Genomic DNA, 14,133 nt, shown 5'->3' with positions numbered 1-14,133 from the left:
CAGGAAAAGCAGTGCACGTCGCGTGCTACGCAAATGCTGTGGAGCGGGAAAGGTTTCTCGGGCCACCGATCGGTGGCCGCACCCCTCTGTTCGTGTCCAGCTGTGCGTGTCCGGTGCCGGATCAGTCGCGCTGTGCGCCCGGGGGCAGCGTACGCAGCTTCATGGTCGTCGCGGTGGTGGAACCGAAGCCGTAGTCCAGCAGCTTGGCCGCGTCGTTGTAGCGGTCGGTGCCGTTCAGGATGACGCCGACGTACGTCTTGTCGCCTCGGGTGGCGGCGAAGATGAGGCAGGGGCCTGCCGCGGTGCCGGTGCCGGTCTTGATGCCGACGGCGCCGCTGTAGGAACCGAGCAGCTTGTTGGTGTTGTACCAGGTGTACGTGCGCAGCGCGCCGGTGCTGGTCGTCACGGGGGTCACGTACTTGGTGGTGCTCATGATGCCGCGCAGCGTGGAGCCCCGCATCGCGTAGCTGGCGAGCTGCGCGAGGTCGCGCGGAGTCGAGTAGTTGTTCCCGCTCGACGAGATGCCGTCGAACGAGTCGAAGAGGGTGTTCGTCATCCCGAGCGAGGCGGCCTTCTTGTTCATCTGACCGATGAACTGCTTCGTCCGGGCTGCCCGGGTGGTGCCCACGCCGTAGGTGTCGGCCAGGGCGTACGCCGCGTCGCAGCCGGACGGCAGCATCAGGGCGTGGAGCAGCTGACGGACCGTGGCCTTGTCGCCGGTCTTCAGATCCGCCGTGCTGGCGCCCTGGGCCGTGACGTAGTCGCGGTAGGTCTGCGAGATGGTCACCTTGCGGGACAGATCGACGCCGGGCGTGTTGAGCACCACGGCGGCGGTCATGACCTTGGTGGTGCTGGCCATCTGCCGCTTGACGTCGGCGTTTTTGCCGTACTTCTTGACGCCCGTCGCCTTGTCCTGCAGGAACGCGCCCTTGGCGCTGAGTGTCGGCAGGGGGACGGCGGCCTCGGCGGAGGACATGAGGGGCGTGACCGCCAGCATCACGCCACCGGACACGACCGCTGCGACGACGGCGTTGCGCAGGCGCTTGCTGCGGGCCTTGTGGCCGGCCATGGGGCGGGTCTTGCGGCTCGATATCAATGAACGCTCCGAGTTCGCGAATGCGTAGAGGGGGCCGGGATATGGAGAGGCCCCGATACGAGACTCACGAGCGGCCCGCATGGATGTACGCCGATATGGAAAAGAAGCTGTCCGCGCACCCGTCCCGCGTGGGCCCGCGCGACGACCGCGCGGGCCCACCGGCCTTTTCCGCCTGCCCGGGGCGCGGGGTTACTTCTTGAAGCCGTAGTCCAGGAGCTTCTTGACGTCGGACGTCCGCGTCGTTTCGGACGTGGAGGCGAGGACCGCGCCGATCACCGTCCTGCCGCTGCGGGTCGCGGCGAAGACGAGGCAGTACTTGGCGTTCGCGCCGGAGCCCGTCTTCACGCCGATCATGCCGCTGTAGGTGCTGAGCAGCTTGTTGGTGTTGGTCCACGACATGTAGCGGTAGCCGCCGCTCTTCGTGGTCACCTTCTGCTTCGTCGACTTCGTCTTCACGATCGAGCGGAACGTGGAGTTCTTCATCGTGCTGCTGGCGATCTTCGTAAGATCGCGGGGCGTCGAGTAGTTCGAGCCATTGCTTATGCCGTCGAACGAGTCGAAGTGCGTGTTCTTCAGCCCGAGGGACTTGGCCGAGGCGTTCATCTTGCCGATGAACGACTTCACGCGTGCGGCACGGGTCGTGCCCGATCCGAACTTGTCCGCCAGCGCGTACGCGGCGTCGCAGCCGGACGGCAGCATCAGGCCGTAGAGCAGCTGACGCACGGTCACCTTGTCGCCGACGATCAGCCGGGCGGACGAGGCACCCTTGGAGACGATGTAGTCGCTGTACGCCTTCTGGATCGTGACCTTGGAATCCAGGTTGAGGTTCTTCTGCGCGAGCACCACCCGCGCGGTCATGATCTTGGCCGTGGAGCCCGTGGCGCGACGGGTGTCCGCCGCCTTGCTGTAAAGGGCCTTGGCCGTGCCGTCGTTCATCACGAAGCCGCCGGATGCGACGATCTTGGGAACGGCCGGAGTGGCGGCCTGCGCGGTGGAGGCGAATGCCGCGCTCGCGATGACGGCGCTCGCCGTCAGGGCGACCGTGGCCGCGACGGAAGCGCGGCGGGTGCCCGTAATGCCGTGTGTCAAAGTAGACGCTCCAAATGTCCCTGAGGGCTGTCGCACGGGAGTGCCGCCCTGACGTGAGACTCGCGAGAGCGGCGGATGGCTGTACACCCGAACGGGTGAGTTGGGGCGAGTTCGGGTGGTTCCGGCGTCCGGATCCCGGACGCGGCGACCGACGCACCCATCTTGTATCTATGCTGTGTGCATGCCTGCCGCACCCCCTGTCTCCCCAGCCGCCCGCAAGGCGGACCCCAAGCCCCCGCCCGCCGCCGAGCGCGTCTACACCCACATCAAGGAAGCGGTGCTCGACCGCCGTTACGAGGGCGGCACCCTGCTCACCGAAGGCGACCTGGCCGAGGCCGTCGGCGTCTCCCGGACCCCGGTGCGCGAGGCGCTGCTCCGTCTGGAGGTCGAGGGGCTGATCAAGCTCTATCCGAAGAAGGGTGCCCTGGTGCTCGCCGTCTCCGCCCAGGAGATCTCGGACGTGGTGGAGACCCGGCTGCTCGTCGAGGAGTTCGCCGCGCGCAAGGCGGTCCCCGCCCCGCCCCGGCTGATCGCCCGGCTCGAACAGCTCCTGGAGGAGCAGCGGGAACTCGCCGAGGCGGGAGACCTGGCCGCCGTGGCCGTCAAGGACCGCTGCTTCCACGCGGAGATCGTGAAGAACGCGGGCAACGAGATCCTCTCGCGCCTCTACGACCAGCTCCGCGACCGGCAGTTGCGGATGGGTGTCGCCGTGATGGAGGCGCACCCCGACAGGATCGCGGCCAACATCACGGAGCACAGCGAGCTGCTGGAAGCCATCAGGTCCGGGGACGCCGAGGAAGCCGCGCAGGTCGTACGGCGCCATGTCAGCCGGGTCAAGGTGCTGGTCCGGGGGGATGACCGATGAGCTCGGCCGCTCCCGCCCTCTCCCTGCCCGGAGACCCGCCCGGCGGCCGTCGCGCCGTGCGCGTCTGGGGCATCGGGGTCGCCGTCTACTTCGTCGCGATCATCTTCCGCACCAGCCTGGGTGTCGCGGGGCTCGACGCCGCCGACCGGTTCGACGTCAACGCCTCGGCCCTGTCGACGTTCTCCATCCTCCAGCTGCTGGTCTACGCGGGCATGCAGATACCCGTGGGCCTGATGGTCGACCGGCTCGGGACGAAGCGGGTCCTCACCATCGGGGCGGTGCTGTTCACGCTCGGACAGCTCGGCTTCGCACTCTCCCCCTCGTACGGGATGGCGCTCGCCTCCCGCGCGCTGCTCGGCTGTGGCGACGCGATGACGTTCATCAGCGTGCTGCGGCTCGGCGCCCGGTGGTTCCCCGCCCGGCGGGGGCCGATGATCGGGCAGGTGGCCGCGCTCTTCGGCATGGCGGGCAACCTCGTCTCGACACTCTTCATCGCCCGCGCGCTGCACGGGTTCGGCTGGACCACGACCTTCGTCGGCAGCTCGCTGGCGGGCGTGGTGGTGCTGGTCCTGCTGCTGCTCTTCCTCAAGGACCACCCGGAGGGCCACGAGCCGCCGCCCGCGGAGCACGCCGGAGCGACGTACGTACGTAAGCAGATCGCCGCGTCCTGGCGCGAACCGGGCACCCGGCTCGGGATGTGGGTGCACTTCACCACGCAGTTCCCGGGCATGGTCTTCCTGCTGCTCTGGGGCATGCCGTTCCTGGTGGAGGCGCAGGGGCTGAGCAGGGGCACCGCCGGCGAACTCCTCACCCTGGTGGTGCTCTCGAACATGGTGGTGGGCCTCGTCTACGGGCAGGTCATCGCCCGCCACCACGCGGCACGCGCGCCGCTCGCCCTCGGGACGGTCGCGATGACCGCGCTCGTCTGGGCGTGCGCGATCTTCTACCCCGGCGACCACGCGCCGATGTGGCTGCTGATCACGCTGTGCGTGGTGCTGGGTGCCTGTGGCCCCGCGTCGATGATCGGGTTCGACTTCGGCCGGCCGGCCAATCCGCCGGAGCGTCAGGGCACCGCCTCGGGCATCGTCAACATGGGAGGCTTCATCGCCTCGATGACCACGCTCTTCGCTGTCGGCGTGCTGCTGGACGCGACCGGTGACGACTACCGTGTCGCGTTCTCCTCGGTCTTCGTCCTGGAGACGATCGGCGTCGTGCAGATCCTGCGACTCTACGCCCGTGCCACGCACCGGGAACGCGACCACCATGTGGTCAGCAGGGTGGAAGCCGTGCACGTGCCCGCCTGAGCCGCTCCCTGCGGCGTGCCCGTCCCGGCCCCGCGGCGGGAGGGGCACGCCGGCCGGTGCTCGTGGCGCCGCGCGCCGTGCTCAGGGCGCCCCCTGCTCACCGGGCTTCCCGCTCAGGGGGTGACGGCGAAGTGGCGCAGGATCGCCCCGGCCAGCTCCTGATCACCATCGATCTTGATCCGGTCCTCCACGGCCGCCGCCCGGACCCTGCCGCACGCCAGCCGGTAGTACGTCTCCCAGTCCATCGCCAGCGTCGCCGCGGGGCCGAGCGAGGGGGCGCCGTCGACCGAACCGCGGCCCTCGGCGTCGACCCTGACGGTGCGCAGGAACTCCAGCGGGCCGTGCACGTCGAAGACCACGGCCGAGTTGGGCGGAGCGCCCGCGTCCTTGGCGACCACCTTCGGCAGTGCCAGCAGCAGGGTGTCGCGCACGATCAGGGCGCCGGGGGAATCCAGGTTGCCGGGCAGGCCCAGCGTCGTCCGCAGGTCCTGCTCGTGCACCCACACGTCGAAGGCCCGCATACGCAGCGCCAGTTCCAGCGTCTGCTCGGCGCCGAGGGGGGCCCGCACCATGGTCTCGGGGTCGCGTGTCTCGTTGCGCAGCTGCCGCATGCGCCGGATGAGCGTGTACTCCAGCTCGGAGGTCATCTCGGGCGCCGTGTGGTGGCGCCGGACGTCGACCTGCATCTCCATGTAGCGCTGGTGGTCGTTCTGCACGTGGTAGAGGTCGCGCGGCAGGGTGTGGATCGGGCGGGGGTCGCCGAGCTGTTCGCACTCCATGCCGATGACGTGCGAGACGATGTCGCGTATCGACCATCCCGGGCACGGCGTCCGGCCGTTCCACTGCCCCTCGGCGAGTGGCTTGACCAGCTCGGCTATCGACTCGACGGAGTGGGTCCAGGCATCGGCGTAGGTCTGGAGGCTGGGATGGACGGTCACGGGACCCCTCGTGCGGTTCTGCGGTGCATGGGCTGGAGAGCAGGGAGTGCGCCGGCTGGCGGCCGGCACCGACGGTGCTGTCTGCGGGCTGCGTGGGAGGTTCGCTCGCTAAGTTACGCTGCGAGCAGGCACCCCGGCAGTGCTTTCGTGTGACGATCGTAGGCCCGTGTTGACGGCTCTCATGCCAGGACGGTGGTAGTGTGCACGCCTCCCTCATCCAGATCGCAGTAAACCCGGATGAATCGGTCAATTCCCGTAGAGAGCGCGCGGCTTCACTGGTCGTGGCCCAGCGGGGTGCGGACCTGGTCGTCCTTCCGGAACTCTGGCCCGTCGGAGCGTTCGCCTACACCGCCTTCGCCGACGAGGCGGAGCCGCTGAGCGGCCTCACGCACGAGATCATGGCGAAGGCGGCTGCCGAAGCCGGGGTCTGGCTGCACGCCGGGTCCTTCGTCGAGCGGGCCGGGGACGGCACCCTCTACAACACCACGCTGGTGTTCTCCCCCGAGGGGGAGCGGGTCGCCGCCTATCGCAAGATCCACCGCTTCGGCTTCGACAAGGGCGAGGCGGTGATGATGGGGGCAGGAGAGGAACTCGTGACCGTCGCGCTCCCGGAGACCACCCTGGGGCTCGCCACCTGTTACGACCTCCGCTTCCCCGAGCAGTTCCGGGGCCTCGTCGACGCCGGGGCCGAGACCCTGGTCGTCTCGGCGGGCTGGCCGGAGCGCCGCCGCTCGCACTGGACGCTGCTCGCCCAGGCGCGGGCCGTGGAGAACCAGGCGTACGTCCTGGCGGTCGGCTCCGCCGGCACCCACGCGGGGGTCGAGCAGGCGGGCCACAGCATCGTCGTCGATCCCTGGGGCGAGGTGCTCGCCGAGGCGGGAGCGGGCGAGGAGGTGCTCACCGTGGAGTTCGATCCGGGGAGGACGGCCACCACGCGGGCACAGTTCCCGGCGTTGAAGGACCGGCGCCTGGGGCTCGCCGCACCCCGCTGAGCCCTGTGTCCGCCCAGCCTCCGGATGGCCCTGTTTCACGTGAAACAGGGCCATCGGCCTGTCAGTCCTCGCCGTGCTCCTTGTCGTGTTCGTTGTCGGCGAGGACGATGACGCAGACGGCCACCGCGAGCAGCAGCGGCACATCGGCGTCCTCTCGCACGACGTCGACGCCATAGGTGTCACGGACGGTCAGCCAGCGCCGGGAGATCTGGGCGAGCAGTTCGCCGTCGTAGTCGATGGCGAACTCGCGGTCCAGGATCTTCCCGCTGACGTCCAGCTCGGTGCCGTCGACCAAGGTCACCCGGTAGTGGTTGCGCAGCAGCGAGAGCCGCTTCCGCTTGATCCGGGCGAGCTCCCCGCCGTCGCGCTCGATGATCATCGTGTCGCGCAGGCTGATCAGCTTCTGGCGGATCTCCACCAGCACCCTGCCGCTCGTGTCCTTCAGCTCGAAGGTTTCGCGGAGCCGCATGGCCTTGCCGTCGACGAGGAAGAGCTTCCGCCCGTCGGCGTCCTCGATCCAGTAGTCGTCGCCGACGCCGAGCAGTCGCTCACGTACGAGAAGTCTCATGGATCACAGGTTCCCCGACGCCTGACCGGAATGCGTGCAGGCCACGGTGCTGTTGACTGGTGTCATGACAGCACGTGCACGCGTCCGCGCCCCCGAACTGATCGGCAAGGGCGGTTGGCTCAATACCGGCGACCGGCAGTACACCCTCGCTGATCTGCGAGGGCGCATTGTGATCCTGGATTTCTGGACATTCTGCTGTGTGAACTGTCTGCACGTGCTCGACGAGCTGCGTGAGCTGGAGGAGAAACACCGCGACACCGTGGTGATCATCGGGGTCCACTCGCCGAAGTTCGTGCACGAGGCCGAGCACCAGGCCGTGGTGGACGCCGTCGAGCGCTACGAGGTGCACCACCCCGTCCTCGACGACCCCGAGCTCGCCACCTGGAAGCAGTACGCCGTACGCGCCTGGCCGACGCTCGTCGTGGTGGACCCGGAGGGGTACGTCGTCGCCCAGCACGCCGGCGAGGGGCACGCGCACGCCATCGAGAAGCTGGTCGAGGAGCTGGAGGCCGAGCACGGCGCCAAGGGCACGCTCCGGCGCGGGGACGGCCCTTACGTGGCCCCCGAGCCGGTCGCCACGCACCTGCGCTTCCCGGGCAAGGCGCTCGCCCTGCCGGACGGCGGTTTCCTGGTCTCCGACACGACCCGTCACCGCCTTGTCGAACTGGAGGCGGACGGTGAGACCGTGCGCGGCCACTTCGGTACGGGTGAGCGTGGATTCGCGGACGGCGGAGCCGGTCAGGCCCGGTTCAGCGAGCCGCAGGGGCTCGCCTTCCTGCCCGACGGCCGGGTCGCCGTCGCCGACACGGTCAACCACGCGATCAGGGCCCTCGACCTCGCCACGGGGGTGACCAGCACCCTCGCCGGGACCGGCCGCCAGTGGTGGCAGGGCTCGGCCACCAGCGGTCCGGCCACCGAGGTGGACCTGTCGTCGCCGTGGGACATCGCCTGGTTCGGCGACCGGCTGTGGATCGCCATGGCCGGGGTCCACCAGCTGTGGACCTACGACCCGGAGCAGGGCACGGTGCGGGTCGCCGCGGGGACGACCAACGAGGGGCTCGTCGACGGGCCCGGGGACGAGGCTTGGTTCGCGCAGCCGTCCGGCCTCTCCGCGGCCGGGGACCGGCTCTGGGTGGCCGACTCGGAGACCTCCGCGCTGCGCTACGTGGACCTGGAAGGCGGCGTCCACACCGCCGTCGGGACCGGCCTCTTCGACTTCGGCCACCGCGACGGCCCGGCCGCCCAGGCGCTCTTCCAGCACCCGCTGGGCGTCACGGCCCTCCCGGACGGCTCGGTCGCCGTCAGCGACACGTACAACCACGCGCTGCGGAGGTACGACCCGGAGAGCGGCGAGGTCACCACGCTGGCCACCGATCTCCGGGAGCCGAGCGACGCGGTGCTCGTGGAGGGCGATCTGGTCGTCGTCGAGTCCGCACGGCACCGGCTGACCCGGCTTCGGCTCCCCGAAGAGGCTGTGCGCGTGGCCGACACGGCCCACCGCACGCAGCGGGCGGCCACCGAGATCGCTCCGGGCACGCTGCGGCTCGACGTGGTCTTCCAGGCCCCCGCCGGGCAGAAGCTGGACACCCGCTACGGCCCCTCGACCCGCCTGCTGGTCTCGTCGACCCCGCCGGAACTGCTGGCCGAGGGCGCGGGGCAGGGTACGGACCTGAGCCGTGACCTGGTCCTGGCGGACGGCCACGGCGAGGGCGTCCTGCACGTGTCCGCGATGGCGGCGTCCTGCGACGACGACCCGGAGAACGAGTACCCGGCCTGTCACGTGCACCAGCAGGACTGGGGCGTGCCGGTCAGTGTCACCGCCGGTGGCGCGTCCAGGCTCCCGCTGGTGCTGGCCGGGATGGACGAGCAGGCCTGAGCCCGTGGCGTTCCGGGGCGGCGTGTGCCGCCCCGGACGGTCACTGGTAGCGGCGCTCGTCCTCCGCCACCACCGTGGTGGTGGGCGGGACGACCATGCGCCGGCGGCGCGCGATGCTCACGTAGACGAAGACCCCGACGAGGCCGACGAGCATCATGATCCAGCCGACCAGGTCGACGTTGACGGTGTCCATCTCCCAGTCGGTGGCGAACGCCAGAATCGCCCCGGCACCGATCAGGAGAATGCATCCTCCGAGTCCCATGATTTCCGCCTCCTCGACGGCCCGGTGACTCCGGGCCGGTGTACGAGTCGCGTACCCGGTGAGGCAACAACCATGTCCATGAGGACGGTTGGGGCGGTGAGTTCAGCCCGCCATGAACGCGGCGAGGGCGTTGGCCAGGAGGTACGGGTCGTCGGCGCCGCAGAGTTCGCGCGCGCTGTGCATCGACAGGATCGCCACACCGACGTCGACGGTCTGGATGCCGTGCCGGGCCGCGGTGATCGGGCCGATGGTCGTCCCGCACGGCATCGCGTTGTTGGAGACGAACGTCTGCCAGGGCACGCCCGCCTTCTCGCAGGCCGCGGCGAACAGCGCCCGGCCGCCGCCGTCGGTCGCGTACCGCATGTTGACGTTGACCTTGAGGATCGGCCCGCCGTTGGCCACCGGGTGGTGCGTCGGGTCGTGCTTCTCCGCGTAGTTCGGGTGGACCGAGTGGCCTGTGTCCGAGGAGAGGCAGACGGTCCCGGCGAAGGCTCGCGCGCGGTCCTCGTACGTGCCGCCGCGGGCGAACACGGACCGCTCCAGGACCGTGCCGAGCAGGGGGCCGTCGGCGCCGGTGTCGGACTGCGAGCCGTTCTCCTCGTGGTCGAAGGCGGCGAGCACGGGGATGTACGGGACCTGGTCGTCCGGCTGCCCGGCCACGGCGGTCAGAGCGGCCGTCGCGGCGTGCACCGAGAGCAGGTTGTCCATACGCGGACCGGCGAGCAGCTCACGGTCGCGGCCCAGATAGGCGGGCGGCTCGACGGGGTGCGGCATGAGGTCCCAGCCGGTCACGTCCTCGGGGTCGACGCCCGCCTCCTCGGCGACGAAGCGGATGAGGTCGCCCTCCTGGACCTCGCCCAGGCCCCAGATCGGCTGCATGTGCCGCTGCCGGTCGAGCTTGAGGCCTTCGGGGTTGGCGGACCGGTCCAGGTGCACGGCCAGCTGGGGTACCCGCAGCAGGGGCCGGTCGATGTCGACCAGCCGGTGCGTGCCGTCGCGCAGCGAGAGCCGCCCGGCCAGCCCGAGATCGCGGTCGAGCCAGGTGTTGAGGAGCGTGCCTCCGTAGATCTCGACGGCGACCTGGCGCCAGCCGTACGCCCCCGTGTCCGGAAGGGGCTTGACGCGCAGGTTGGGGGAATCGGTGTGAGCCCCCACGATCCGGAACGGCGTGTGGGCCGAGGCGCCCTCCGGCACGTACCAGGCGACGATCGCGCCGCCGCGCAGGACGTACTTCCCGCCCGTGGAGCCGTCCCACGCGTCCGTCTCCTCGACCTGGCGGAAACCAGCCTTCTCCAGACGCGCGGCGGCGGTGGCCACAGCGTGGTAGGGGGAGGGGGAGGCCATCAGGAAGGCCATCAGATCGTCGGTGTGCCCGCGGTCGAAGCGGAGGGGAGAGCTCATGTTCTTCACTTTAACGACGGCGGACGGGGACGCCTCACCACGGACGGCGGCCGCCGTCCGGGGGTGTCCGGAAAGCAGCCCTGGCCTGTGCCGAAGGAGGCCCGGCGTACGACGACGCCGCCGCCCGGAGAGGCCCGGGCGGCGGCGTCGGGGGCGGGCGCTGCTAGAACGCGGCCTCGTCCAGCTCCATCAGCGAGTTGTCGACGGTCTCGGCGAGCGCGCGCTCGGTGGAGACGCCCGGCAGGATGTTCGCGGCGAAGAACTTCGCAGCGGCGATCTTGCCCTGGTAGAACGCCGCGTCCTTCGCGGAGGCGTTGCGCAGCTTCTCGGAGGCCACGGCTGCGCCCTTGAGGAGCAGGTAGCCCACGACGACGTCGCCGGAGGCCATCAGCAGGCGGGTGGTGTTGAGGCCCACCTTGTAGATGTTCTTGACGTCCTCGCCGGTCGCGGTGAGGTCGGTGATCATCGTGCCGACGATCGCCTCGAGGTCCACGGCGGCCTTGGCGAGGTTGTCCAGCGCACCGGCCAGCTCCTCGTTGCCCTGGGCGCCCGCGAGGAACTTCTTGATCTCCTCGGAGAGGGCGTTGAGCGAGGCGCCCTGGTCGCGGACGATCTTCCGGAAGAAGAAGTCCTGGCCCTGGATCGCCGTCGTGCCCTCGTACAGGGTGTCGATCTTGGCGTCACGGATGTACTGCTCGACCGGGTACTCCTGGAGGTACCCGGAGCCACCGAAGGTCTGGAGCGACTGGGCGAGCTGCTCGTAGGACTTCTCGGAGCCGTAGCCCTTCACGATCGGCAGCAGCAGGTCGTTGAGGCCGTTGAGCGCCTTGGCGTCCTCGCCGGCCGCCTCCTTGACCTGGATCGCGTCCTGGACGGAGGCGGTGTACAGCACGAGGGAGCGCATGCCCTCGGCGTACGCCTTCTGCGTCATGAGCGAGCGGCGCACGTCGGGGTGGTGCGTGATGGTGACCTTGGGGGCCGTCTTGTCCATGAACTGCGACAGGTCGGTGCCCTGGACGCGCTCCTTGGCGTACTCCAGCGCGTTGAGGTAGCCCGTGGACAGCGTCGCGATGGCCTTCGTGCCGACCATCATGCGCGCGAACTCGATGATGCGGAACATCTGGCGGATGCCGTCGTGCTTGTCGCCGATCAGCCAGCCCTTGGCGGGGTGCTGGTCGCCGAAGGTCATCTCGCAGGTGTTGGACGCCTTGAGGCCCATCTTGTGCTCGACGTTCGTCGCGTACACGCCGTTGCGCGCACCGAGCTCGCCGGTGGTCCAGTCGAAGTGGAACTTCGGGACCATGAAGAGGGAGAGGCCCTTGGTGCCGGGGCCGGCACCCTCGGGACGCGCCAGCACGTAGTGGATGATGTTCTCGGACATGTCGTGCTCGCCCGAGGTGATGAAGCGCTTCACACCCTCGATGTGCCAGGAGCCGTCCTCCTGCTCGACCGCCTTCGTGCGGCCGGCGCCCACGTCCGAGCCGGCGTCCGGCTCGGTCAGCACCATCGTCGAGCCCCACTGCTTCTCGACGGCGATCTCGGCGATCTTCTTCTGCGCGTCGTTGCCCTCGTCGAAGAGGATGCCGGCGAACGCGGGGCCGGAGCTGTACATCCAGACCGCCGGGTTGGCGCCGAGCAGCAGCTCCGCGTAGCCCCAGATCAGGGAGCGCGGGGAGGTCGTGCCGCCGATCTCCTCGGGCAGGCCCAGGCGCCAGTACTCCGAGTCCATGAAGGCCTGGTAGGACTTCTTGAAGGACGCGGGGACCGGCGCGGTGTTCGTCTCGGGGTCGAAGACCGGCGGGTTGCGGTCGGCGTCGGCGTACGAATCGGCGAGCTCGTTCTCCGCGAGGCGGGTCACCTCGTCCAGGATGCTCTTCGCGGTGTCGACGTCCATCTCCGCGAACGGGCCCGTGCCGTACAGCTTGTCGCGCCCGAGCACCTCGAAGAGGTTGAACTCGATGTCGCGGAGATTCGACTTGTAGTGCCCCATGGGAAGGCTCCGTAATCAATAGCAGTGGCGCGCAGCGCCCCGTGGAGGAGTGAGGTTCGGGCGACGGACGGCCTGGCGTGGGTATACCACCTGACCCCTACGATGATGCTACCCGCCAGTAATAAGACGCAACCCCTCGAGGCACAGATGTGTCCGATTACTCTTTGCGGCATGTATGGCTACGACCAGAACCCAGGCGCACAGCAGCAGATGGGCGGCGGCTACGGCGAGCAGCCGTTGTACCCCGAGCCCTCGCCGCCGTCCCTGGCCGACGCGGTACGGGCCTTCACGACCGGTTCGCTGTCCGCGGAGGACTTCCAGCAGATCTTCGCCACGGCCAAGGTCTACTGCCCGCGTGGCGACAACCCGGGATTCCTGGCGCTGCACAACACGCAGCAGCCGGTGATCCCCATGTTCACCACGCTCAAGGAGCTGCGGAGCTATGCGGGCAAGGAGTCCAAGTACTTCGTGATCACCGGGGCCGAGGTGATCGACCTCCTGCCGACGGGCTACGGCTTCGTCCTGGACATGGAGGGTGATCACCGCATGGTCTTCGACGCCAAGGCGGTCGAGCAGATGGTGGACTTCGCGATGCGCCGCATGTACGGCTGAGACGCCTCCCCCGCCAGGGCACTCCGAGGGCCCGCACCGATCCCGGTGCGGGCCCTCGGCGCTGTCCCGGTGCGGGCGGGAATGGATGCGGCCTTGCAAGATGTTCACCGTTCAACTAAATTGGGATCAGAAGACTCCCGGAGGTGGCTCCCATGCCCGCAGTGACCGTCGAAAACCCGCTGACCCTGCCCAAGGTCGCGGCCCCGGCCGACGCACAGGCACGTCCCGTGCTCACCGTCACGACCGCGCCCAGCGGTTTCGAGGGCGAGGGATTCCCTGTGCGGCGCGCCTTCGCCGGGATCAACTACCGGCACCTCGACCCGTTCATCATGATGGACCAGATGGGTGAGGTGGAGTACGCGGCGGGCGAGCCGAAGGGGACCCCCTGGCACCCGCACCGCGGCTTCGAGACCGTCACGTACATCATCGACGGCAGCTTCATCCACCAGGACAGCCACGGCGGCGGCGGTGCCATCGAGAACGGCGACACCCAGTGGATGACGGCCGGCTCCGGCCTGCTGCACATCGAGACGCCGCCGGAGGCCCTCGTCATGTCCGGAGGCCTCTTCCACGGCCTCCAGCTCTGGGTGAACCTGCCCAGGGCGGACAAGATGATGGCCCCCCGCTACCAGGACATCCGAGGCGGACAGGTCCAGCTGCTCACCTCCCCCGACGGCGGCGCGCTGCTGCGCGTCATCGCCGGTGACCTGGACGGGCACGAGGGCCCGGGCATCACGCACACCCCGATCACCATGGTCCACGCGACGATCCGGCCGGGTGCCGAGGTGACGCTCCCCTGGCGTGAGGACTTCAACGGCCTCGCGTACGTCCTCGCCGGGCGCGGCAGTGTCGGCGAGGGGCGGCGCCCCGTCCACACCGGCCAGACCGCGGTCTTCGGCAAGGGGTCCTCGCTGACCGTCCGCGCCGACGAGACGCAGGACGGCAACACCCCGGACCTGGAGGTCGTGCTGCTCGGCGGACGTCCGATCCGTGAGCCGATGGCGCACTACGGGCCGTTCGTCATGAACACCCAGGACGAGCTCAAGCAGGCCTTCGAGGACTTCCAGGCCGGCCGTCTCGGCAAGGTCCCCGCCGTCCACGGCATGTGACCGGACCCTGGGGGCGTACGGGTGACGGACC

General features: G+C 69.5%; 13 protein-coding genes. 6 read left to right on the top strand and 7 right to left on the bottom strand.

Going from position 1 to position 14,133, the window contains the following annotated elements; translation table 11 throughout:
- Nucleotides 1-121 precede the first annotated feature (121 nt).
- Both ABZY45_RS30635 and ABZY45_RS30630 read right to left on the bottom strand, forming a co-directional pair.
- Nucleotides 122-1,069, bottom strand: a complete 948-nt coding sequence (locus ABZY45_RS30635) for a serine hydrolase (RefSeq protein ID WP_356745182.1) — start codon at nt 1,067-1,069, stop codon at nt 122-124.
- A 216-nt stretch (nt 1,070-1,285) separates the two neighbouring features.
- Nucleotides 1,286-2,185 carry a serine hydrolase gene (locus tag ABZY45_RS30630; RefSeq protein WP_356745180.1) on the bottom strand — a complete coding sequence of 300 codons (900 nt, stop codon included), beginning with the start codon at nt 2,183-2,185 and terminating at the stop codon, nt 1,286-1,288.
- Nucleotides 2,186-2,366: 181 nt separating this feature from the next.
- Between ABZY45_RS30630 and ABZY45_RS30625 the strand changes: the two genes are divergently transcribed.
- Nucleotides 2,367-3,050, top strand: a complete 684-nt coding sequence (locus ABZY45_RS30625; protein ID WP_356745178.1) for a GntR family transcriptional regulator — start codon at nt 2,367-2,369, stop codon at nt 3,048-3,050.
- Entirely contained in the window at nt 3,047-4,354 is a 1,308-nt protein-coding gene (locus ABZY45_RS30620) for an MFS transporter (RefSeq protein ID WP_356745176.1), read from the top strand. The genes ABZY45_RS30625 and ABZY45_RS30620 overlap by 4 nt, the downstream gene beginning before the upstream one ends.
- 113 nt (nt 4,355-4,467) lie before the next feature.
- Here the strand turns inward: ABZY45_RS30620 and ABZY45_RS30615 are convergent, their stop codons facing one another.
- Nucleotides 4,468-5,292 (bottom strand): maleylpyruvate isomerase family mycothiol-dependent enzyme, encoded by an 825-nt coding sequence (locus ABZY45_RS30615; protein ID WP_356745174.1) that lies wholly within the window; start codon nt 5,290-5,292, stop codon nt 4,468-4,470.
- Nucleotides 5,293-5,492: 200 nt separating this feature from the next.
- Between ABZY45_RS30615 and ABZY45_RS30610 the strand changes: the two genes are divergently transcribed.
- Nucleotides 5,493-6,284 carry a carbon-nitrogen family hydrolase gene (locus ABZY45_RS30610; RefSeq protein WP_356745171.1) on the top strand — a complete coding sequence of 264 codons (792 nt, stop codon included), beginning with the start codon at nt 5,493-5,495 and terminating at the stop codon, nt 6,282-6,284.
- 61 nt (nt 6,285-6,345) lie between these two features.
- On the opposite strand, the gene ABZY45_RS30605 is transcribed toward ABZY45_RS30610, so the two are convergent.
- Nucleotides 6,346-6,852, bottom strand: a complete 507-nt coding sequence (locus tag ABZY45_RS30605) for an LURP-one-related family protein (protein ID WP_356745169.1) — start codon at nt 6,850-6,852, stop codon at nt 6,346-6,348.
- Nucleotides 6,853-6,916: 64 nt separating this feature from the next.
- Between ABZY45_RS30605 and ABZY45_RS30600 the strand changes: the two genes are divergently transcribed.
- Entirely contained in the window at nt 6,917-8,728 is a 1,812-nt protein-coding gene (locus tag ABZY45_RS30600) for an NHL domain-containing thioredoxin family protein (protein ID WP_356745167.1), read from the top strand.
- Nucleotides 8,729-8,768: 40 nt separating this feature from the next.
- Here ABZY45_RS30600 and ABZY45_RS30595 read toward each other — a convergent pair whose 3' ends face one another.
- The 3 genes from ABZY45_RS30595 to ABZY45_RS30585 form a co-directional block, all read right to left on the bottom strand.
- Nucleotides 8,769-8,990, bottom strand: a complete 222-nt coding sequence (locus ABZY45_RS30595) for a DUF6458 family protein (protein ID WP_145810006.1) — start codon at nt 8,988-8,990, stop codon at nt 8,769-8,771.
- Nucleotides 8,991-9,092: 102 nt separating this feature from the next.
- On the bottom strand, nt 9,093-10,391 hold the full coding sequence (locus ABZY45_RS30590) for a M18 family aminopeptidase (protein ID WP_356745165.1): 1,299 nt from the start codon (nt 10,389-10,391) through the stop codon (nt 9,093-9,095).
- Nucleotides 10,392-10,554: 163 nt separating this feature from the next.
- Entirely contained in the window at nt 10,555-12,381 is a 1,827-nt protein-coding gene (locus ABZY45_RS30585; protein WP_356745163.1) for an acyl-CoA dehydrogenase, read from the bottom strand.
- 171 nt (nt 12,382-12,552) lie between these two features.
- On the opposite strand from ABZY45_RS30585, the gene ABZY45_RS30580 reads away from it, so the two are divergent.
- Nucleotides 12,553-12,993, top strand: a complete 441-nt coding sequence (locus ABZY45_RS30580) for an SseB family protein (RefSeq protein WP_073750539.1) — start codon at nt 12,553-12,555, stop codon at nt 12,991-12,993.
- Between the two features lie 152 nt (nt 12,994-13,145).
- Complete coding sequence (locus ABZY45_RS30575; RefSeq protein ID WP_356745160.1) at nt 13,146-14,102, top strand: pirin family protein; 957 nt, start codon at nt 13,146-13,148, stop codon at nt 14,100-14,102.
- Nucleotides 14,103-14,133: the final 31 nt, after the last annotated feature.

The organism is Streptomyces sp. NPDC006516 (genome assembly GCF_040611875.1).
GTDB lineage: Bacteria > Actinomycetota > Actinomycetes > Streptomycetales > Streptomycetaceae > Streptomyces.
Note: the sequence above shows the minus strand (reverse complement) of the source record. Positions and strands in the feature narration are given on the sequence as shown.